Genomic DNA, 21,824 nt, shown 5'->3' on the forward strand with positions numbered 1-21,824 from the left:
CGGAAGTTGTGGTCTGACCAGTCGATTTGCCCGATTGCACCCTTGCATTCGGGGGGAGGTCTATGCTTCAAAGCGGCCGAACCGGCGACGCTGTCCCGGCTCGCTAGGAGTGTAGCTCAATTGGTAGAGCACCGGTCTCCAAAACCGGGGGTTGGGAGTTCGAGCCTCTCCACTCCTGCCAGCGAGATAGCCGCCAGCGAGATCAAGCACTTAACACCGAAATCGACGAAGACAGTTTGCCCGGGGCCCGCGATGCGCGAGCCCCGAACGCGTTTTGGCGGGTCCTTATTGTTTCACGTAAGGACAATTGCCGTCCTTCAGCGGCCGGAACGCCTGGTCGCCGGGCACCTCCGCCAGCACCTTGTAATAGTCCCACGGGCCCTTCGATTCCTCCGGCTTCTTGACCTCGAACAGGAACATCGAGTGCACCATGCGGCCGTCCTCGCGGACGATGCCGTTGTCGGTGAAGGCGTCGCGGACAGGAGTCTCGCGCATCTTGGCGAGCACCGGCTTGGTGTCGCGCGTGCCGGCCGCCTTCACTGCGTTGAGGTAATGCAGCGTGGCGCTGTAGGTCGCTGCCTGGTTCATCGTCGGCATCCGCTTCATCTTGTCGAAGAACCTCTTGCCGAAGGCGCGGGTGCGGTCGTTGAGGTCCCAATAATAGGCCTCGGTGATGATCAGCCCCTGCGCCAGCTTCAGGCCGAGGCTGTGGATGTCCGAGATGAACATCACGATGCCGGCGAGGTTCTGGCCGCCGGCGACGATGCCGAACTCGGCCGCCTGCTTGATGGTGTTGATGGTGTCGCCGCCGCCATTGGCCATGCCGATGATCTTGGCCTTGCTGGCCTGCGCCTGCAGCAGGAAGGACGAGAAGTCCTGGTTGTTGAGAGGATGGCGGGCGCTGCCGAACACGGTGCCGCCGGCTGCGCGCACGACGTCGCCGGTGTCGCGCTCGATCGAATGGCCGAACAGATAGTCCGCGGTGATGAAGAACCAGGTCTTGCCGCCGTTCTTGACGATGGCCTGGCCGACCGTGTGCGCATTGCCATAGGTGTCGTAGGTCCAGTGCACGGTGTAGGGCGAGCAGGATTTTCCGGTGATGTCGGAGCTCGCCGCGTCCGTCACGATCATCAGCTTCTCGAACTGCTTCGACATCTCCATGCCGGCCAGCGCAGTGGCCGAGGTCGGCATGTCGATGATCATGTCGACGCCTTCGTTCTCGTACCATTTGCGGGAGATGGTGGCGGCGATGTCGGCCTTGTTCTGGGCGTCGGCGCTGATGATCTCGATCGGCTTGCCGAACATGGTGCCGCCGAACTCCTCGACCGCGAGCTTGGTCGCCTCCAGATTGCCCTGGCCGCCGATGTCCGAATAGACCGACGAGAAGTCGCCGAGCACGCCGATCTTGAGCGGCGCCTGGGCGAGGGCAGGGATGGCGGTAAGGGTGAGGGCGGCAAGGCCGGCAACGAGACCGACGGCGGCAAGTCGCGTCCGTCCCTTGCCCGTGGCAAAGGTCATGGGGTTCCTCCTGATTATTCTTGTGCCGGTGAGAATGAGCGGGCGCCGCAGGCCCGGCAAGAGCAGGAAACCCTCCGCAACGGGCATTTCGTCGCGGCACCTGCTCAACCTGCCGTGGTGTGGAAATGGCCTGCCGCGGCACGAAAAACCGGCGTGAGGCGGGTCCAGCGGACCTCTGCCAAGCGAATGACCGGGGACACCCGGCCTGCCCTTATCTTGACCTTTGACCGCTCCGACAGTAGATATCGACAACCTGCAGCCGGCCCGCGGACAGCGGATATCCGGCGCGGCTTTTCACTCCCCGAACAAGCGAGCCCGTGGTTTCCGGCTCATCTCTCCGACAAGAGGGTGGGCAGCGGTCGGCTGTTCGGTTTTCCCAGTCAACTCTTCAATCGTCCGATGACGGACGAGGACCCCTGACGATGGCTACAAGCCCGTTCAAATTCCTGCAGGAAGTGCGCTCGGAGACCGCCAAGGTCTCGTGGCCGAGCCGTCGCGAGGTCACCATCACCACGATCATGGTGTTCGTGATGGTGGCGCTGGCCTCGGTGTTCTTCTTCGCCGCCGATCAGATCATCCGTTATCTCATCACCCTCGTGCTGGGCATCCACTGATGGCAATCGCAACGCAAAGCTCCGACAAGCGCTGGTACATCGTCCACGCCTATTCGAACTTCGAGAAGAAGGTCGCGGAGTCGATCCGCGAGCAGGCCAAGCAGCGTAATCTCGAGGATCTGTTCGAGCAGGTGCTGGTGCCGATCGAGAATGTCACCGAGGTGCGCCGCGGTCGAAAGATCAACGCCGAGCGCAAGTTCTTCCCCGGCTACGTGCTGGTGAAGATGAAGCTGACCGACGAGGCGTTTCATCTGATCAAGAACACGCCCAAGGTGACCGGCTTCCTCGGTGCCGAGAACAAGCCGATGCCGATCTCCGAAGGTGAGGCGATGCGCATCCTGAACCAGATGCAGGAAGGCGTGGAGCGGCCGAAATCCTCGGTGTCGTTCGAGATCGGCGAGAACGTCCGCGTCGCCGACGGCCCGTTCGCGTCGTTCTCCGGCGTGGTCGAGGAAATCGACGAGGCCCGTTCGCGCGTCAAGGTCGCGGTGTCGATCTTCGGCCGCGCCACCCCGGTCGAGCTGGAGTTCAACCAGGTCGAGAAGGTGGTGGGTTAAGGCCGGCGGCTTCGCCCTCTCCGCCGTCATTCCGGGGCAGCCCGAAAGGGCTGAGCCCGGAATCCATAACCCCAAGCGGGTTTGGGACGGCGAACTGCCACTTCTGAGGTGCCCAACACAGCGCCCTGTGGCTATGGATTCCGGGCTCGCCCTGACGGGCGCCCCGGAATGATGGGAGGAGGGAGCTCGCGTGCTCCACCCTTTCCTTTTCGTCCGATCTCGTGTATCGGGCGCCCTTCGCTCCCCAAACGGGGGGCGATTTCGTTCGTGGGAGGCGCGGCCGGCTTTGCCAGCCGGACAAAGCGCGCCGGACCACGGTCCCAAACCTCGCCTGACGGGTTTTGTCGCCCCGAAGGCGTTGCGTTCGCTTCAGGCAAGATCGCGAGCGCATTGGAGAATCCCAATGGCAAAGAAAGTAACCGGTTACCTGAAGCTTCAGGTGCCGGCCGGCGCGGCCAACCCGTCGCCGCCGATCGGCCCCGCGCTCGGTCAGCGCGGTCTCAACATCATGGAGTTCTGCAAGGCGTTCAACGCGCAGACCCAGAAGGAAGAGAAGAACACCCCGATCCCGGTGGTCATCACCATTTACGCGGACCGGTCCTTCACCTTCGAGATGAAGACCCCGCCGATGTCCTTCTTCCTCAAGCAGGCCGCCAAGATCCAGTCGGGCTCCAAGGCCCCGGGTCGCGACAAGGCCGGCAAGGTGACCAAGGCGCAGGTGCGCGAGATCGCCGAGAAGAAGATGAAGGACCTGAATTGCGACTCGATCGAGTCGGCCATGAAGATGGTCGAGGGCTCTGCCCGCTCGATGGGTCTGGAAGTTGCGGGGTAAGCGGCCATGGCGATCGGAAAGCGTTTGAAGAAGGCCCGCGAGGGCATCGACCGCACCAAGCTCTACCCGCTTGCTGATGCGATCAAGATGATCAAGGAGCGGGCCGTCTCGAAGTTCGACGAGACCATCGAGGTCTCGATCAACCTCGGCGTCGATCCGCGTCACGCCGACCAGATGGTCCGTGGCGTCGTGATGCTGCCGAACGGCACCGGCCGTACGCTGCGCGTCGGCGTGTTTGCCCGCGGCGCCAAGGCCGACGAGGCCAAGGCCGCCGGTGCCGACGTGGTCGGCGCGGAGGACCTGGTCGAGAAGGTTCAGAACGGCAACATCGACTTCGACCGTTGTATCGCCACCCCCGACATGATGCCGCTGGTCGGCCGTCTCGGTAAGGTGCTCGGTCCGCGCGGCATGATGCCGAACCCGAAGATCGGCACCGTGACCATGGACGTCGCCGGCGCCGTCAAGGGTGCCAAGGGCGGCTCGGTCGAGTTCCGCGTCGAGAAGGCTGGCATCATCCAGGCCGGCGTCGGCAAGGCCTCGTTCGCCGAGGACAAGCTGGTCGAGAACATCAAGGCGCTGGCGGACGCGGTCGTGAAGGCCAAGCCGGCGGGCGCCAAGGGCACCTACGTCCAGCGCGTCGCGGTGTCGTCGACGATGGGCCCGGGCGTCAAGGTCGAGCCGGGCACCGTGCTCGCGTAAGCGGCCTCGCATAGGTTAGACAGCAAGGGCGGGATCGTCGAACGATCCCGCCCTTCGCATTTTGGAGTGCTCGCCGCGATGCCCGACAAGGTCCTGATCTATTCCCGTTTCCCCAAATCCCTGACCCAGCGCTTCGCCGACCGCTTCGACCTGCTCGACACCGGCGGCAAGCCGGCCCACGAGGTGTTTGCGGCGGAGGAGGTGGCGCAGGTCCGGGCGCTGATCACGGCCGGCGCCACGCGGCTGGGCGCGGAAGAGATGGACCGGCTGCCGGCGCTGGGCGCGATCGTCTGCTACGGCACCGGCTATGACGGCGTCGACCTGAAGGCGGCGGCGGCGCGCAGCATCGCCGTCGGCCACAGTCCAGGGGCCAATGCCGCGGCGGTCGCCGATGTCGCGGTGATGCTGATGCTGGCGAGCACGCGGCGGCTGATGGTCGCCGACGCCTACGTCCGCGACGGCGGCTGGGCTGGGTCCAAGCCGTCGCCGCTGATGAAGCCGCCGCCGAGCCTTGCGGGCTGCAAGGTCGGCATCTACGGCATGGGCGAGATCGGCCGCAAGATCGCTTCCCGCCTCGCCGCGTTCGAGACCGAAATCGGCTATTTCAACCGAACCCGCTACGACGACCTGCCATACCAATACTTCCCGAGCTTCGATGCGCTCGCCGAATGGTGCACCGTATTGATGATCGCTGTCCGGGCCAGCGCCGAGACGACCCATGTCGTCAATGCTGAACTCCTGAAGAAGCTTGGGCCCGACGGCCATGTCGTCAACATCTCACGCGGCTCGGTCATCGACGAGCGCGCGCTGCTGGCGGCGCTGAAGGACGGTGTCATCGCCGGCGCCGGGCTCGACGTGTTCGAAACCGAGCCGCATACACCGGATGAACTGACGGCGCTTCCGAATGTCGTGGTGACGCCCCATATCGGCGGCAACACGCGGGAGTCGCATGTCGCGATGCAGGCCTGCGTTGTCGCCAATCTCACCGCCTTCTTCGCCGGCGAGACATTGCCTTACCAAGTCAAGTGATCAGCTCGCGGCGGTGTTCTTCTGCCTCCGAAATAGTTCCGCGCAGTCGGAGAAATATTCTGACGCACTGCACATCTCTGTGAGTTGCGAGTCGTTCTCGAACGCTTCTAATCATTGCTATTCGTGGATGAAGAGCGAGGGCGGCAATGGCGGCGTTCACCTTGAAGATCAACGGGCGGGAGCATCAGGTTGATGTCGATCCTGGGACGCCCTTGCTTTGGGCCATTCGCGACAATGTCGGGTTGACCGGCACGAAGTATGGCTGCGGCGTCGCGCAGTGCGGCGCCTGCACCGTCTATGTCGATGGCCAGACCGTCCGCTCATGCTCGTTGCCCGTCTCGGCGGTCGGAAAGAGCGAGGTGACCACGATCGAGGGGCTGGCATCCAAGGAAGCCGTCGCCGTGCAGAAGGCATGGGCCGCGCATGACGTGCCGCAATGCGGCTACTGCCAGTCGGGACAGGTGATGAGCGCGGCCGCGCTGCTCGGGCTCAATCCCAAACCCACCGACCAGGACATCGACCTGGCGATGAACGGCAACATCTGCCGCTGCGCGACCTATGTCCGCATCCGCGCCGCGATCCATTCCGCCGCCAAGTCGCTGGAGGGCTGACCATGAATGCACATGTGAAGCCTGCTGCCCCGACCGCATTGTCACGCCGTTCGCTGCTGAAAGCAGGGGCAGGCCTGGTGCTCGCCACCTATGTCGCCCGCAACGGTGTGGCTTTCGCGCAGGACGGCGCCGCGGCCAAGTCGGTCAACATCGCGCCGAACACGTTCCTGGTGATCGGCCAGGACGACACTGTCACGGTGTTGTGCAAGCACATTGAGTTTGGGCAGGGGCCGTTCACGGGCATGGCCACGCTGGTGGCCGAGGAGCTCGACGCGGATTGGGCGCAGATGCGCGCCGATCACGCCCCTTCCAACCCTGTGCTCTACAAGAACCTGTTGTTCGGGGTGCAGGGCACCGGCGGCTCCAGCGCGATCGCCAACTCCTACGAGCAGATGCGCAAGGTCGGCGCCGCCGCCCGCGCGATGCTGGTGGCCGCGGCCGCCGACGAATGGAAGGTGCCGGCCGAGGAGATCACGGTCGAGAAGGGCGTCATCAAGCACGCTTCGGGCAAGCAGAGCGGTTTCGGCGCCCTGGCCGCCAAGGCGATGCAGCAGCCGGTGCCGGCGAACCCGCAGCTCAAGGATCCCTCCGCGTTCAAGCTGATCGGCAAGGAAGGCGCCGTGACCCGGCTCGACAGCGTGGCGAAGTCGAACGGCACGGCCGAGTACACGCTCGATATCAAGGATCCGGGCACGTTGACCGTGCTGGTGGCGCGCTCGCCGCGATTCGGCGGCAAGGTCGCCTCGTTCGACGCGGCGGCAGCGAAGGCCGTGCCCGGTGTTGTCGACATCAAGGAGGTGCCGAACGGCGTTGCCGTTTATGCCGATGGATTCTGGCCGGCCAAGACAGCTCGCGAGCTGCTCAAGATCAGCTGGGACGACAGCAAGGCAGAGACCCGCGGCACAGCGCAACTGCTGGAGGAGTTTCGCGCGCGTGCGAAGAAGCAGGGCGCACTGGTGAAGCAGGAGGGCGACGTCGACGCCGAGATCGCCAAGGGCGGCAAGCTGATCGAGACCGAGTTTGTCTTTCCGTATCTGGCCCATGCGCCGATGGAGCCGATCAACGCGTTCATCCATTGGAAGGGCGAGACCGCCTCGGCGCGCTATGGCAGCCAGTTTCCGACGCCCGATCATGCCGCGATTGCCCAGGTGCTCGGGCTGGACATTTCCAAGGTCGAGCTCAAGACGATCCTGGCCGGCGGCAGCTTCGGCCGGCGGGCACAGCAATCGACCCATGTCGCGCTGGAACTGGCGCAGGTCGCCAAGGCGGTCGGGCCGGGACGGCCGGTCAAGCTGGTATGGACTCGCGAGGACGACATGCGTGGCGGCTACTACCGGCCGTTCAGCCTGCATCGCATGCGCGGCGTGGTCCGCGACGGCAAGATCGTGGCGTGGTCGGACACGATCGTCGGCCAGTCGATCATGAAGGGCTCGCCGTTCGAGGCGATGACCATGAAGAATGGTCTCGATTCGACCGCTTATGAAGGCTCGAACGAGATCCCGTACCAGGTGCCGAACTTCCGCTGCGACCTGCATCAGGTCGATGTCGGCGTCCCCGTGCTGTGGTGGCGCTCGGTTGGCCACACCCACACCGGCTACGCCGTCGAGGCGTTCGTCGATCAACTGCTCGAAGCCGCCGGTCAGGACCCGGTCGAGGGCCGGCTTGCCATGATGGCTGACAAGCCGCGCCATGCTGGCGTGCTCAAGGCGGTTGCGCAGCTCGCCGACTGGAAAGGCGCCAAGCTCGAAGCCGGCCGCGCCCGCGGCGTCGCCGTCGTCGAGAGCTTCAATACCTATGTGGCGCAAGTGGTCGAACTGTCGATGGGCCAGGAGGGACCGGTGGTTCACAAGGTCTGGTGCGCCGTCGACTGCGGCGTTGCCGTCAACCCGGACATCATCCGGGCCCAGATGGAGGGGGGCATCGGCTTTGCGCTCGGCCACATCCTGTATGCGCAGCAGCCGCTCGAGGAGGGCCGGCCAGTGGCAGGCAATTTCGACAGCTACCGCTCGCTGCGGATCAACGAGATGCCGCAGATCGAGGTGACCATCGTGCCGTCGACAGAGAAGCCCACGGGTGTGGGCGAGCCCGGCGTGCCGCCGCTCGGACCGGCCGTCGCCAATGCCATGGCGAAACTCGGCCTGCCGCGACCCACGCAATTGCCGATCCGGCCGGGAGATACCGCATGAGACTGGTCGGAACGGGAACGCTGGCGCTGCTCGCCGGCAGCTTGGCCGCGGTTGCGATCGCCGCTTATCCGGGGCTGCAGCGCGCCGACGCCGCGCCGGAGGCGGTCCGCTTGGCCGCCGGGCTGAAGCCGGTGACGGATTTCGCCAAGATCAAGAACAAGGACGAGCGCGCGGTGGCGCTGTTCGAGGAAGCCGGCAAGGTGCTCCAGTCGCCGCGCTGCATGAACTGTCATCCGGCCGGCGATCGCCCGACGCAGACCGACAAGATGCTTCCGCACCAGCCGCTGGTGGTCCGCGGCGAAGCCGGCATGGGAGCGCCAGGCGGACTGGCCTGCACCACCTGTCACCACGAGGCCAATTTCGACGCGGCACGTGTGCCCGGCAATCCAAAGTGGCAGCTGGCGCCGATCGAGATGGCCTGGCAAGGCCGCTCCCTCGGTCAGATCTGCGCGCAGATCAAGGATTCGAAGCTCAACGGCGGCAAGACCATGGCTCAGCTGGTTCACCATATGGCTGAGGATGAGCTGGTCGGCTGGGGCTGGAATCCGGGCGCGGGGCGGACGCCGGCGCCGGGAACCCAGAAGCAGTTTGGTGAGCTGATCAAGGCCTGGGCCGACGCCGGAGCAGCCTGTCCGAAAGGGTGAGGCGGGATCGCGCCACTGCGCGTGCTTCCCGGTAGCCTCGGATGCGCTCAGCGACATCCGGATTCTCCGGCCGGCACGTGAGGTTCGCATGTCGCTATGACCGACGGGCGTCCCGCGCGCCGGCTGTCGCGCATGCGAGCCTATGGGCTTTCCGGCATGGCCAATTGGTGCGATTTTTGCTCCTGGGGGTCTTGGCAAGTCGCCGCTGACCCGTTAAAGAACCGGCTTCCGGGCGGGCTGGCTGTTGCTGGCGCGCCCGTGCGCGCATTCCGACAGCCTAGGGAGCCAGCATTCCTTTGAGGATATCCGTTTGGATTTCTCGGAAGGAAGAAGGATCTTTCTGCTCTCGAATGCCGCAGGGGAGGTCGGTCCGCCGATCCCCTCGAATCCTGTCCGAGACTGCAGGCGCCGGCGCGGAAGTCAAATTTCCTCAATGGCTTAATCATTCAGCCTGCATAGACGGGTGAAGACCGGATTTCGGCATGTCCTCTGCGCTCGTCGCGGTGGCATGCAGGTTTGGTTCGAACCTCGACACTCCCAGGGCCGGTCAGGCCCTCGGGAAGGGCAGGCTATTCATCGTCGTGCTGCCTGACGTGTCCTTTGGGGTTCTAGCGTCCAGAGGTCGGGTTTGGTGGGCGGCGGGTTTAACCCGGCGGTCCCGCTTTCGGGCGAAGGCCGCCAACCGGAGAGAGCTTGCTGTGGAACGAGCGGCAAAGAAAGAGGCGGTCGAGCAGCTGCACGAGGTCTTCAAGACCACGGGCGTTGCCGTCGTCGCTCACTATTCCGGCCTTACCGTGGCTCAGATGCAGAACCTGCGCAAGCAGATGAAGCAGGCTGGCGCATCGGTGAAGGTCTCGAAGAACCGTCTCGCCAAAATTGCTCTTGAAGGCACGGACGTCGTCGGCATCGGTTCCCTGTTGAAGGGGCCGACCGTGATCGCAACTTCAAACGATCCTGTCGCGGCGCCCAAGGTTGCCATCGAATTCGCCAAGGCGAACGAAAAGTTCGTCATCCTCGGCGGCTCGATGGGCTCAACCGTCCTGAATGTCGACAGCGTCAAGGCTCTCGCCTCGCTGCCGTCGCTGGACGAACTGCGCGGCAAGCTCGTCGGCCTGATCCAGGCTCCGGCGACCAAGCTGGCCCAGCTCGCCAACGCTCCCGCGGCCAAGGTCGCGCGCGTCATTCAGGCTCATGCCTCAAAGGGCGAAGCGGCCTGACGCCCTTCGCAAACACTCACAACCTGGTTTCGAACCGAACCACATTAAGGGACTACATCAATGGCTGACCTGCAGAAGATCGTCGACGACCTCTCGGCCCTCACCGTTCTCGAGGCCGCTGAGCTCGCCAAGCTCCTGGAAGAGAAGTGGGGCGTGTCCGCCGCGGCCGCCGTGGCCGTCGCCGCTCCGGGCGCTGGTGGCGCCGCTGCCGCTCCGGCGGAAGAGAAGACCGAGTTCACCGTTGTCCTGGCTTCGGCCGGCGACAAGAAGATCGAGGTCATCAAGGAAGTCCGCGCCATCACCGGCCTGGGCCTGAAGGAAGCCAAGGACCTCGTCGAGGGCGCTCCGAAGCCGGTCAAGGAAGGCGTCAACAAGGACGAGGCCGAGAAGATCAAGGCTCAGCTCGAGAAGGCTGGCGCCAAGATCGAGCTCAAGTAAGCGACGGCTTCTTGCGGAGCGCCGGGCCGCCTTACGGCAGGGCGCGGCGCTTCCAAACAGATTTGGTGACCGGGTGGTAACATCGCCCGGTCATCATAAAGACAAAGACGATTGCGGGGGTATCCGGATCGGCTGGAATCGTTGCAAAAGGCGTGCAACGAGGAAGTCCGCTGCGGGCCGAACACGGAAAAGTGTGGAGATTTGGGGACGTCGCTCTCGAATCTCGACTAGTGTCAACCCATATTGGGTCGGCAGCACGAAAAGCCGGTTTTGACGATGGAGTGGCGTTTCCGTCGTAAGCCGTTGGGAGATAGGCAATTTCGGGCTTTTGCAGTCCGTGACGAGATGGTTCTGACGAGCGGGTGCGTCCTCGCGCCTCGCGCGTCGTTTTGCGTTTTGGCGGTCTGAAGAACAGATCTGGGACGTTTCCGTTCCGCGTTCTGTCCCTCAGACCTTCGAAATGGATCGAAATTCAACCCGGGATGGCGGTGGCAGCCGCTGTTTCGGAAGGATCGCCCCTCCGGGCGACGACATGAGAGGCCACGATGGCGCAGCAGACATTCACCGGTCGCAAACGCGTTCGCAAGTTCTTTGGACACATCAAGGAAGTCGCGGAGATGCCGAACCTCATCGAGGTTCAGAAGGCATCCTACGACCAGTTCCTGATGGTCGACGAGCCCACGGGCGGCCGGCCGGACGAGGGCCTGCAGGCGGTGTTCCGTTCGGTGTTCCCGATCTCCGACTTCTCCGGCACCTCGATGCTCGAGTTCGTCCGCTATGAATTCGAGCCGCCGAAATACGACGTGGACGAGTGCCGCCAGCGCGGCATGACCTTCGCTGCGCCGCTCAAGGTGACGCTGCGCCTCATCGTGTTCGATATCGACGAGGAAACCGGCGCCAAGTCGGTCAAGGACATCAAGGAGCAGGACGTGTACATGGGCGACATCCCGCTCATGACCATGAACGGCACCTTCATCGTCAACGGCACCGAGCGCGTCATCGTCTCGCAGATGCACCGTTCGCCCGGCGTGTTCTTCGACCACGACAAGGGCAAGACCCATTCGTCGGGCAAGCTCTTGTTCGCCGCCCGCGTCATCCCGTATCGCGGCTCCTGGCTCGACATCGAGTTCGACGCCAAGGATATCGTGTTCGCGCGCATCGACCGTCGCCGCAAGCTGCCGGTGACGTCGCTGATGTTCGCGCTCGGCCTCGATGGCGAGCAGATCCTGTCGACCTTCTACAAGAAGCTGATCTACAAGCGCATCAAGGAAGGCTGGCGCGTTCCGTTCGACGCCAACCGCTTCCGCGGCTACTCGACCGTCAACGACCTGATCGATGCCGACACCGGCAAGGTCGTGCTCGAGGCCGGCAAGAAGCTCACCGTCCGCGCCGCCCGCCAGCTTCAGGAGAAGGGGCTGAAGGCGCTGCGCATGTCGGACGAGGAGCTGCTCGGCAACTACATCGCCGAGGATCTCGTCAACCCGAAGACCGGCGAGATCTACGCCGAGGCCGGCGACGAGATCACCGACAAGCTGTTCAAGGTGCTGAACGAGCAGGGCTACAAGGACCTGCCGCTGCTCGACATCGACCACGTCAATGTCGGCCCCTACATCCGCAACACGCTCTCCGCCGACAAGAACATGACGCGTGAGGACGCGCTGTTCGACATCTACCGCGTGATGCGTCCGGGCGAGCCGCCGACGCTGGATTCGGCGCAGGCGATGTTCCAGTCGCTGTTCTTCGATGCCGAGCGCTACGACCTCTCCGCGGTCGGCCGCGTCAAGATGAACATGCGCCTCGAGCTCGATGCGCCGGACACCCAGCGCACCCTCCGCAAGGAAGACATCCTGGCGGTCATCAAGACCCTGGTCGACCTGCGCGACGGCAAGGGCGAGATCGACGACATCGACCATCTCGGCAACCGCCGCGTCCGCTCGGTCGGCGAGCTGATGGAGAACCAGTACCGCATCGGTCTGCTGCGCATGGAGCGCGCCATCAAGGAGCGCATGTCGAGCGTCGACATCGACACCGTGATGCCGCAGGATCTGATCAACGCCAAGCCGGCCGCGGCCGCGGTGCGCGAGTTCTTCGGCTCGTCGCAGCTGTCGCAGTTCATGGACCAGACCAACCCGCTGTCGGAGATCACCCACAAGCGCCGCCTGTCCGCGCTTGGACCGGGCGGTCTGACCCGCGAGCGCGCCGGCTTCGAGGTGCGCGACGTGCATCCGACGCATTACGGCCGCATCTGCCCGATCGAGACGCCGGAAGGTCCGAACATCGGCCTGATCAACTCGCTGGCGACGTTCGCCCGCGTCAACAAGTATGGCTTCGTCGAGACGCCGTACCGCAAGGTCAAGGACGGCCGCGTCACCGACGAGGTGGTGTACCTGTCCGCCATGGAGGAGGGGCGCTACCGCGTCGCGCAGGCCAACGTGCCGCTCGATGCCAAGGGCCGCTTCACCGAGGACCTGGTGGTCTGCCGTCACGCCGGCGAAGTCGTGCCGATGACGCCGGACAAGGTCGACTACATGGACGTGTCGCCGAAGCAGCTCGTTTCGGTCGCTGCGGCGCTGATCCCGTTCCTCGAGAACGACGACGCCAACCGCGCGCTGATGGGCTCGAACATGCAGCGCCAGGCGGTGCCGCTGGTTCGCGCCGAGGCGCCGTTCGTCGGCACCGGCATGGAAGGCGTGGTGGCCCGTGACTCGGGCGCCGCGATCGCGGCCCGCCGCTCGGGCGTGATCGACCAGATCGACGCGACCCGCGTCGTCATCCGCGCCACCGAGGATCTCGATCCCACCAAGTCGGGCGTCGATATCTACCGGCTGATGAAGTACCAGCGCTCGAACCAGTCGACCTGCATCAACCAGCGTCCGCTGGTGAAGGTCGGCGACATCGTCAAGAAGGGCGACATCATCGCCGACGGTCCGTCGACCGATCTCGGTGAGCTCGCGCTCGGCCGCAACGTGCTGGTCGCGTTCATGCCGTGGAACGGCTACAACTTCGAGGACTCCATCCTGCTCTCCGAGCGGATCGTGAAGGAGGACGTCTTCACCTCGATCCACATCGAGGAATTCGAGGTGATGGCCCGCGACACCAAGCTCGGTCCGGAGGAAATCACGCGCGACATTCCGAACGTGTCGGAAGAGGCGCTGAAGAACCTCGACGAAGCCGGTATCGTCTATATCGGCGCGGAAGTGCGCGCCGGCGACATCCTGGTCGGCAAGATCACGCCGAAGGGCGAGAGCCCGATGACGCCGGAAGAAAAGCTCTTGCGCGCGATCTTCGGCGAGAAGGCCTCCGACGTTCGCGACACCTCTCTTCGTGTTCCCCCCGGTGTGCAGGGCACGATCGTCGAGGTCCGCGTGTTCAACCGTCACGGCGTCGACAAGGACGAGCGTGCGCTGGCGATCGAGCGGGAAGAGATCGAGCGTCTGGCCAAGGACCGCGACGACGAGCAGGCGATCCTGGACCGCAACGTCTACAGCCGTCTCGCCGACATGCTGGACGGCCGCCAGGGCATCTCGGGGCCGAAGGGCTTCAAGAAGGACACCAAGATCACGCGTGCGGTGCTCGACGAGTATCCGAAGTCGCAGTGGTGGCTGTTCGCCTCGCCGAACGACAAGCTGATGGCCGAGATCGAGGCCATGCGGAAGCAGTACGACGAGTCGAAGAAGGGGCTGGAACAGCGCTTCCTCGACAAGGTCGAGAAGCTGCAGCGTGGCGACGAACTGCCGCCGGGCGTGATGAAGATGGTCAAGGTCTTCGTCGCCGTGAAGCGCAAGATCCAGCCGGGCGACAAGATGGCCGGCCGTCACGGCAACAAGGGTGTCGTGTCCAAGATCGTGCCGATCGAGGACATGCCGTTCCTGGAGGACGGCACCCATGCGGACATCGTGCTGAACCCGCTGGGCGTGCCCTCGCGCATGAACGTCGGCCAGATCCTCGAGACGCATCTCGGCTGGGCCTGCGCGGGCCTGGGCCGGCGCATCGCGCAGACGGTGGATGCGTATCTGTCGAAACAGGACGTCAAGCCGCTGAAGGAGACCCTGAAGCGCATCTACGGCGAGGACGAGACCATCAAGTCGCTCAACGACAACGAGTTGATCGAGCTTGGTCACAATCTGAGCCGCGGCGTGCCGATCGCCACGCCGGTGTTCGACGGCGCCAAGGAGGCCGACATCGAGGAGATGTTGAAGCTCGCCGGGCTCGACGCCTCGGGTCAGTCGACCGTCTATGATGGCCGCACTGGCGATGCCTTCGACCGCAAGGTCACCGTTGGCTACATCTACATGCTGAAGCTGCACCACCTGGTCGACGACAAGATCCATGCGCGTTCGATCGGTCCGTACTCGCTGGTCACCCAGCAGCCGCTGGGCGGCAAGGCCCAGTTCGGCGGCCAGCGCTTCGGCGAGATGGAGGTGTGGGCGCTCGAAGCTTACGGCGCGGCCTACACGCTGCAGGAGATGCTGACGGTGAAGTCGGACGACGTCGCCGGCCGTACCAAGGTCTACGAGGCGATCGTGCGCGGCGACGACACGTTCGAGGCCGGTATTCCGGAATCGTTCAACGTGCTGGTCAAGGAAATGCGCTCGCTCGGCCTCAACGTCGACCTGCACAACTCCAAGCTCGGACCGGCGCCGACGTCGGAAGCCGCCGAGTAGTTCAAGACATCCGGCTCGGCCGTCCCTGACGGCCGGGTGCCGGCGCCTTCTTCCCGCGGGTCGGGGCAGGGCGCCGTCTGCCAAGAGATTTTCGAATTTGCGGCTGACCCCCGATCGGTCCGCGAGGAGAATACGATGAACCAAGAAATTATGAATCTCTTCAATCCGACGACGCCGGCTCAGGTCTTCGACCAGATCCGGATCTCGATTGCGTCTCCGGAGAAGATTCTGTCCTGGTCCTACGGCGAGATCAAGAAGCCGGAAACGATCAACTACCGTACCTTCAAGCCGGAGCGCGACGGTCTGTTCTGCGCCCGCATCTTCGGGCCGATCAAGGACTACGAGTGCTTGTGCGGCAAGTACAAGCGGATGAAGTACAAGGGCATCATCTGCGAGAAGTGCTCGGTCGAGGTGACGTTGTCGCGCGTCCGGCGCGAGCGCATGGGCCACATCGAGCTCGCCGCTCCCGTCGCGCACATCTGGTTCCTGAAGTCGCTGCCGTCGCGCATCGGCCTGCTGCTCGACATGACGCTGAAGGATCTCGAGCGGATCCTGTACTTCGAATACTACGTCGTCCTCGAGCCGGGTCTCACCGCGCTCAAGGACCGTCAGCTGCTGTCCGAGGACGAGTATCTCAAGGCGCAGGACGAGTACGGCCAGGACAGCTTCACCGCCATGATCGGCGCCGAGGCCATCCGTGAGCTGCTGCGCGGCCTCGAGCTGGAGAAGCTCGAGCAGACGCTGCGTGCCGAGATGCAGGAGACCGACTCCGACATCAAGCACAAGAAGCTCGCCAAGCGCCTGAAGATCGTCGAGGCGTTCCGCCACTCCGGCAATAAGCCGGAATGGATGATCATGACCGTGGTTCCGGTGATCCCGCCGGATCTGCGGCCGCTGGTGCCGCTCGACGGTGGCCGCTTCGCGACCTCGGACCTCAACGACCTCTACCGCCGCGTCATCAACCGCAACAACCGGCTGAAGCGGCTGATGGAGCTGCGCGCGCCTGACATCATCATCCGCAACGAGAAGCGCATGCTTCAGGAAGCGGTGGATGCGCTGTTCGACAACGGCCGCCGCGGCCGCGTCATCACCGGCGCCAACAAGCGTCCGCTGAAGTCGCTCGCCGACATGCTCAAGGGCAAGCAGGGCCGCTTCCGTCAGAACCTGCTCGGCAAGCGCGTCGACTATTCCGGCCGTTCGGTCATCGTCGTCGGTCCCGAGCTGCGCCTGCATCAGTGCGGCCTGCCGAAGAAGATGGCGCTCGAGCTGTTCAAGCCGTTCATCTACTCGCGGCTCGACGCCAAGGGCCTGTCGACGACGGTCAAGCAGGCCAAGAAGCTGGTCGAGAAGGAGCGCCCCGAGGTCTGGGACATCCTGGACGAGGTCATTCGCGAGCATCCGGTGCTGCTGAACCGCGCACCGACCCTGCATCGCCTCGGCATTCAGGCGTTCGAGCCGGTGCTGATCGAGGGCAAGGCGATCCAGCTGCATCCGCTGGTCTGCTCGGCCTTCAACGCCGACTTCGACGGCGACCAGATGGCCGTGCACGTTCCGCTGTCGCTCGAAGCGCAGCTGGAAGCGCGCGTCCTGATGATGTCGACCAACAACATCCTGCACCCGGCGAACGGCCAGCCGATCATCGTGCCGTCGCAGGACATCGTGCTCGGTCTCTACTACGTCTCGATCATGCGCGAGGGCATGCCCGGCCAGAGCATGGCGTTCGGCAACATGGCCGAGCTCGAGCATGCGCTGCACGCCAAGGCCATCCATCTCCACAGCAAGATCAAGTACCGCTGGGAGGGGATGAACGAGGAAGGCAAGATCGCCAAGCGCTGGATCGAGACCACCGCTGGCCGGGTCATGCTCGGCAACCTGCTGCCGAAGCATCCGCGCGTGACGTTCGAGGTCATCAACAAGCTGATGACCAAGCGCGAGATCTCGGGCGTGATCGATCAGGTCTACCGTCACTGCGGTCAGAAGGAGACGGTGATCTTCTGCGACCGCATCATGGCGCTCGGCTTCTACAACGCCTTCAAGGCGGGCATCTCGTTCGGCAAGGACGACATGGTCGTGCCGGCCGGCAAGTGGAAGATCGTCGACACGACGCGTACGCTGGCGAAGGATTTCGAGCAGCAGTACAATGACGGTCTGATCACCCATGGCGAGAAGTACAACAAGGTCGTCGACGCCTGGTCGAAGGCCTCGGAAGAGATCGCCAAGGAGATGATGAAGGAGATCTCCGTCACCAAGAAGACGGCGACGGGGGCGGATGCCGACATCAACTCGATCTACATGATGTCGCACTCCGGTGCCCGCGGTTCGCCGGCCCAGATGCGTCAGCTCGCCGGCATGCGCGGCCTGATGGCCAAGCCGTCGGGGGAGATCATCGAGACGCCGATCATCTCGAACTTCAAGGAAGGTCTCTCGGTTCTCGAGTACTTCAACTCGACCCACGGCGCCCGCAAGGGCCTCGCGGACACCGCGTTGAAGACCGCGAACTCGGGCTACCTGACCCGTCGTCTGGTGGACGTCGCGCAGGACTGCATCATCACGCAGGACGATTGCGGCACCCATCTCGGCATCAAGATGCGCGCCATCGTCGACGCGGGCACCATCGTGGCCTCGCTCGGCTCGCGCATCCTCGGCCGCGTGCCTTGCGATGACGTGCGTGATCCGGCCACCGGCAATGTGCTGATCAAGGCCGGCACCTTGATGGAGGAGAGCCACATCGACGCCATCCAGCAGGCTGGCGTGCAGGAGGTGAAGATCCGTTCGGCGCTCACCTGCGAGCTCGTCAACGGCATCTGCAAGATGTGCTACGGTCGCGACCTGGCCCGCGGTACTCCGGTCAACCATGGTGAAGCTGTCGGCGTCATCGCCGCGCAGTCGATCGGTGAGCCGGGCACGCAGCTGACGATGCGCACGTTCCACATCGGCGGCGCCGCGCAGCTCAACGAGCAGTCCTTCGTCGAATCGAACTTCGAAGGCAAGGTCGTGATCCGCAACAAGGCGATCGCTCGCAACAGCGAGGGTCACCTGATCGCGATGGTCCGCAACATGGTCGTTGCGATCGTCGATTCCGACGGCACCGAGCGTGCGACGCATCGTATCCAGTACGGCGCGCGCATGCATGTCGACGACGGCGACACGATCAAGCGCGGCCAGCGCATCGCCGAGTGGGATCCGTACACCCGTCCGATCCTCACGGAAGCGGAGGGTACGATCGGGTTCGAGGATCTGACCGAAGGCCTGTCGATCTCGGAAACGCTCGACGAATCCACCGGTATCGCCAAGCGCGTGGTCATCGACTGGCGCGGAACGCGCGGTGGCGCGGATCTGCGTCCGGCGATCGTGATCAAGGGCAAGGACGGCAAGGTGCTCAAGCTCGCCCGCGGTGGCGATGCCCGCTACATGCTGTCGGTCGACGCGATTCTGTCGGTCGACGTCGGCTCGACGGTCAAGCCGGGCGACATCCTGGCACGTATCTCGACCGAGAGCGCCAAGACGCGCGACATCACCGGCGGTCTGCCGCGGGTGGCGGAGCTGTTCGAAGCGCGCAAGCCGAAGGATGCCGCGATCATCGCCGAGATCGCCGGCACCATCCGGTTCGGCCGCGACTACAAGAACAAGCGTCGCATCTCGATCGAGCCGGTGGACAAGACCGAGGAGCCGCGCGAGTACCTGATCCCGAAGGGCAAGCACATCCATCTGCAGGATGGCGACATCGTCGAGAAGGGTGACTTCATCGTCGAAGGCAACCCGGCGCCGCATGACATCCTGGCGATCAAGGGCATCGAGGAGCTCGCGGCCTATCTGGTCAACGAGATCCAGGAGGTCTACCGGCTCCAGGGCGTGCTCATCAACGACAAGCACATCGAGGTGATTGTCCGTCAGATGCTGCAGAAGATCGAGGTCACCGACCAGGGCGACACCGACATGATCGCCGGCGAGCAGGTCGACAAGATCGAGTTCGACGCGCTGAACGCGAAGGCCGTGGAGGAGGCGAAGAAGCCTGCGACCGGCAATCCGGTTCTGCTCGGCATCACCAAGGCGAGCCTGCAGACCCGGTCGTTCTTCTCGGCGGCTTCGTTCCAGGAGACCACCCGCGTCCTCACCGAGGCGGCCGTCAACGGCAAGATCGATCCGCTCGAGGGTCTGAAGGAGAACGTCATCGTCGGCCGTCTGATCCCGGCCGGCACCGGCGCCTCGATGGCCCGCATCCGCGAAGTCGCTCTCAAGCGCGACAAGCTGATTCTGGACGAGCGCGAGAAGCAGGCGGCGATCGTGCCGTCGCAGCCCGAGCCGCAGCCGCTGGCGTTGCCCCCGGCGGAGTAAGCGAACGAGCGGCGAGCCGGCCAGCGGTGCCTGGTTCTGCCGCGCGTTCATCGAGCATAGAAAAAGGCCGGCTTTTGCCGGCCTTTTTTAACATTATCTTCTCCTGTTGCAGCGCTGCACCTTCCTTGTTCATCTTCCCTTCAGGGAAAAAGGCGCTTCTGGGAGCGTCTGATCCGCCGGCGTGATGTCCGTCGACCGCGATGCGATGCGCTGATTTGCTCAGGCGCAAACCATGCGGAGAGCGGTAGATTATGGCTGGTCGGGCGCCGAGGGTGGGTGGCAGGACCCGCGACATGGACGACCGGCAACGTCGCTGACAGCCGGAGATGGCGGAACTTCGATGCTTGACCTTGCGATTGTTGGTGGCGGTCCGGGCGGCCTGATGAGCGCCTGGTACTTGAGGCGGAAGCTCGGCGATCTCTGCAAGGTGACGATCTTCGAAGCGTCCGACCGGCTCGGCGGCAAGATCGTCACGCGCAAGTTCGACAGCGCGCCGGCCATGTATGAAGCGGGTGTCGCCGAGATCTACGACTACTCGATGACCGGCCCCGATCCGTTGCGCGAGCTGATCCAGCATTTCGGCCTGCAGACGATCCCGATGGACGCGTTGCAGGTGCAGCTCGACGGCGAGCTGCTCGACGACGTGCCGGGGCTGCGCCGCAAATACGGGCCGAAGACGGCGGCCGCCGTCGAAGCGTTCCGCAAGCGTTGCGCCGACGTGATGTCGCCGGTCGAATATTACGAGGGCGTCGGCGCCCACGACAACGAGCACCCCTGGGCCTACAAGACCTGCGAGGAGCTGCTCGACGAGGAGGTTGAGGATCCCACCGCCAAGCGCTTTTTCAAGGTGATGTCGCGCTCCGACCTCGCGACCGAGGCCCACAACACCAACGGCCTCAACGCGCTCAAGAACTTCGTGATGGATATCGACGACTACATCGGTCTGTATTCGATCCAGAACGGCAATGAGCAGCTGATCGAGTGCCTGCGCTCCGAGGTCGACGCCGACATCCAGCTCAATCACCGCGTGCTGCGCATCGGTAAGACCGAGCAGGGTCGCTACAGGCTCAACATGATGAACGGCAAGGGCCCCGAGACGCGCGAGTTCGATCTCGTGCTGGTCTGCCTGCCGCATTCCTGGCTGTCGACCGTCGGCTGGGAGGGCGAGAAGCTGCGCCAGTCCATGATCAAGCACATCGCCTATTTCGACCGGCCTGCGCACTATCTGCGGGTCTCGATCCTGTTCGACGAGCCGTTTTGGGGCGACCGGATCCCGGGGTCCTGGTTCATGTCGGAAGCGTTCGGCGGCTGCTGCATCTACAACGAGGGCTCGCGCCACGACGTCGGCAAGCACGGCGTGCTGAACTGGCTGATCGCCGGCTCCGATGCGCTCGCCTTCGCCAACCTCTCCGACCAGGAGCTGATCGATGCCGCCCTGAAGTCGCTGCCCGCGGCGCTCGGCGACGCTCGGGCGCACTTCATGGAAGGCAAGATCCACCGCTGGCTGTCGTCGGTCAATGCGCTGCCCGGCGGCCTGCCGGTGCGCGACGTCATGACGAATCACCGGCCCGAGCCGAAGGAGCATCCGGGGATCGTGGTGGTCGGCGACTACCTGTTCGATTCAACCCTGAACGGCCTGCTGGACTCGTCCGATGCCGCCACCGACATCATCCTTACCGAGATGATGCGGCTGCGCCGTGCCCGCTCGCAGGCCGAAGCGCCGCTGTCGGACAAGATCGACCGCGACTATTTCGACAATTATCGCGGGCAGGGGCCATACGCCGAATCATGGTCCCACTTCACCGATCCGGACTATCTGACCAGCCTGATCAAGATCGTCTGGAACCGTGCCAGCAAGGGCAAGGGCTACAAGCTCCTGGTCGCGGGCTCGGCCAGCGGCGAACTGATCGGCGCGCTGCGCGAGCGCGGCATCGATGCCTGGGGCGTCGAAAACAACCGCTACATTCACGGCAAGACGCCGAAGGCGCTGAAGAAGTACAACAAGCTCGGCTCGATCACCGACCTGCCGTTCAAGGCCGGCGAGTTCGACTTCGTGTTCGAGACCAGCCTGTGCCATCTCGGCGACAAGCAGGTGGCCCGGGCGATTCGCGAGCTCAACCGGGTGGTCAAGACCGGCTTGGTGTTCGGCTCGATCACCTCGGACATGGCGCCGGCGCTGGTCGACCGTTACGACCTGCTGCGCGGCGTCAAGAAGCTCGGCACCTGGTGGGAGTGGTCCGAGCTGTTCTTCGGCAACGGTTTCGATCTGGCGATGCACCGCCGCGACTGCACCGACGAGGTGTGGGCTGCAACCCTGGCGGCCAACAAGGGGCCTGGCCAGTGGTATGCCGACGCGGACAGCCTGCGCTATTCGTTCTTCGACAAGGTCGAGGACGACGAGGACTGATAGCGGATGAGCGGCTGCGTGGGCCGCTCGTCGGCGCCCTGGCCGCCAATGAACTGTGCTGATTGCGCGACAG

Annotated in this window: 14 protein-coding genes and 1 tRNA gene; 14 read left to right on the forward strand and 1 reads right to left on the reverse strand. The window is 64.3% G+C overall.

The genetic code is table 11. From position 1 onward, the window contains the following. Positions 1-105 precede the first annotated feature (105 nt). A tRNA-Trp gene (locus QXZ94_RS05410) sits at positions 106-181 on the forward strand. Positions 182-285: 104 nt separating this feature from the next. Here the strand turns inward: QXZ94_RS05410 and QXZ94_RS05415 are convergent. After that, positions 286-1,518, reverse strand: a complete 1,233-nt coding sequence (locus QXZ94_RS05415; protein ID WP_315719554.1) for an ABC transporter substrate-binding protein — start codon at positions 1,516-1,518, stop codon at positions 286-288. A gap of 422 nt (positions 1,519-1,940) precedes the next feature. Here QXZ94_RS05415 and secE point away from each other — a divergent pair, with 422 nt between their 5' ends. From secE to QXZ94_RS05480, 13 genes are all read left to right on the forward strand, one after another. After that, positions 1,941-2,132, forward strand: a complete 192-nt coding sequence (gene secE / locus QXZ94_RS05420; protein WP_006611822.1) for a preprotein translocase subunit SecE — start codon at positions 1,941-1,943, stop codon at positions 2,130-2,132. After that, positions 2,132-2,689: a transcription termination/antitermination protein NusG gene (gene nusG / locus QXZ94_RS05425; RefSeq protein ID WP_008960377.1), complete on the forward strand. Its 558-nt coding sequence runs from the start codon at positions 2,132-2,134 to the stop codon at positions 2,687-2,689. Before secE ends, nusG begins: the two co-directional genes overlap by 1 nt. A gap of 403 nt (positions 2,690-3,092) precedes the next feature. Then, on the forward strand, positions 3,093-3,521 hold the full coding sequence (gene rplK / locus QXZ94_RS05430) for a 50S ribosomal protein L11 (RefSeq protein WP_006611824.1): 429 nt from the start codon (positions 3,093-3,095) through the stop codon (positions 3,519-3,521). Between the two features lie 6 nt (positions 3,522-3,527). Continuing rightward, complete coding sequence (gene rplA / locus QXZ94_RS05435; RefSeq protein WP_172108040.1) at positions 3,528-4,220, forward strand: 50S ribosomal protein L1; 693 nt, start codon at positions 3,528-3,530, stop codon at positions 4,218-4,220. A gap of 78 nt (positions 4,221-4,298) precedes the next feature. Continuing rightward, positions 4,299-5,249, forward strand: coding sequence for a 2-hydroxyacid dehydrogenase (locus tag QXZ94_RS05440; protein WP_315719555.1), 951 nt, complete (start codon positions 4,299-4,301; stop codon positions 5,247-5,249). Between the two features lie 146 nt (positions 5,250-5,395). Continuing rightward, positions 5,396-5,860, forward strand: a complete 465-nt coding sequence (locus QXZ94_RS05445; protein WP_315719556.1) for a (2Fe-2S)-binding protein — start codon at positions 5,396-5,398, stop codon at positions 5,858-5,860. A gap of 2 nt (positions 5,861-5,862) precedes the next feature. After that, positions 5,863-8,046, forward strand: a complete 2,184-nt coding sequence (locus tag QXZ94_RS05450; protein WP_315719557.1) for a xanthine dehydrogenase family protein molybdopterin-binding subunit — start codon at positions 5,863-5,865, stop codon at positions 8,044-8,046. Beyond that, positions 8,043-8,690, forward strand: coding sequence for an Isoquinoline 1-oxidoreductase subunit (locus QXZ94_RS05455; RefSeq protein ID WP_315719558.1), 648 nt, complete (start codon positions 8,043-8,045; stop codon positions 8,688-8,690). The genes QXZ94_RS05450 and QXZ94_RS05455 overlap by 4 nt, the downstream gene beginning before the upstream one ends. Positions 8,691-9,388: 698 nt before the next feature. Beyond that, entirely contained in the window at positions 9,389-9,907 is a 519-nt protein-coding gene (gene rplJ, locus QXZ94_RS05460; RefSeq protein WP_172109746.1) for a 50S ribosomal protein L10, read from the forward strand. Positions 9,908-9,967: 60 nt separating this feature from the next. Continuing rightward, positions 9,968-10,345, forward strand: a complete 378-nt coding sequence (gene rplL, locus QXZ94_RS05465; RefSeq protein ID WP_172108050.1) for a 50S ribosomal protein L7/L12 — start codon at positions 9,968-9,970, stop codon at positions 10,343-10,345. 545 nt (positions 10,346-10,890) lie between these two features. Then, a complete protein-coding gene (gene rpoB / locus QXZ94_RS05470; protein WP_172108052.1) occupies positions 10,891-15,009 on the forward strand; it encodes a DNA-directed RNA polymerase subunit beta in 4,119 nt (1,372 codons plus the stop codon). 135 nt (positions 15,010-15,144) lie between these two features. Continuing rightward, positions 15,145-19,344 (forward strand): DNA-directed RNA polymerase subunit beta', encoded by a 4,200-nt coding sequence (gene rpoC / locus QXZ94_RS05475; RefSeq protein WP_315719559.1) that lies wholly within the window; start codon positions 15,145-15,147, stop codon positions 19,342-19,344. 340 nt (positions 19,345-19,684) lie between these two features. Beyond that, positions 19,685-21,751: an FAD-dependent oxidoreductase gene (locus QXZ94_RS05480; RefSeq protein WP_315719560.1), complete on the forward strand. Its 2,067-nt coding sequence runs from the start codon at positions 19,685-19,687 to the stop codon at positions 21,749-21,751. Positions 21,752-21,824 lie beyond the last annotated feature (73 nt).

It is taken from the genome of Bradyrhizobium sp. SZCCHNS2022, assembly GCF_032377575.1.
In the GTDB taxonomy this organism is placed as follows: domain Bacteria; phylum Pseudomonadota; class Alphaproteobacteria; order Rhizobiales; family Xanthobacteraceae; genus Bradyrhizobium; species Bradyrhizobium aeschynomenes.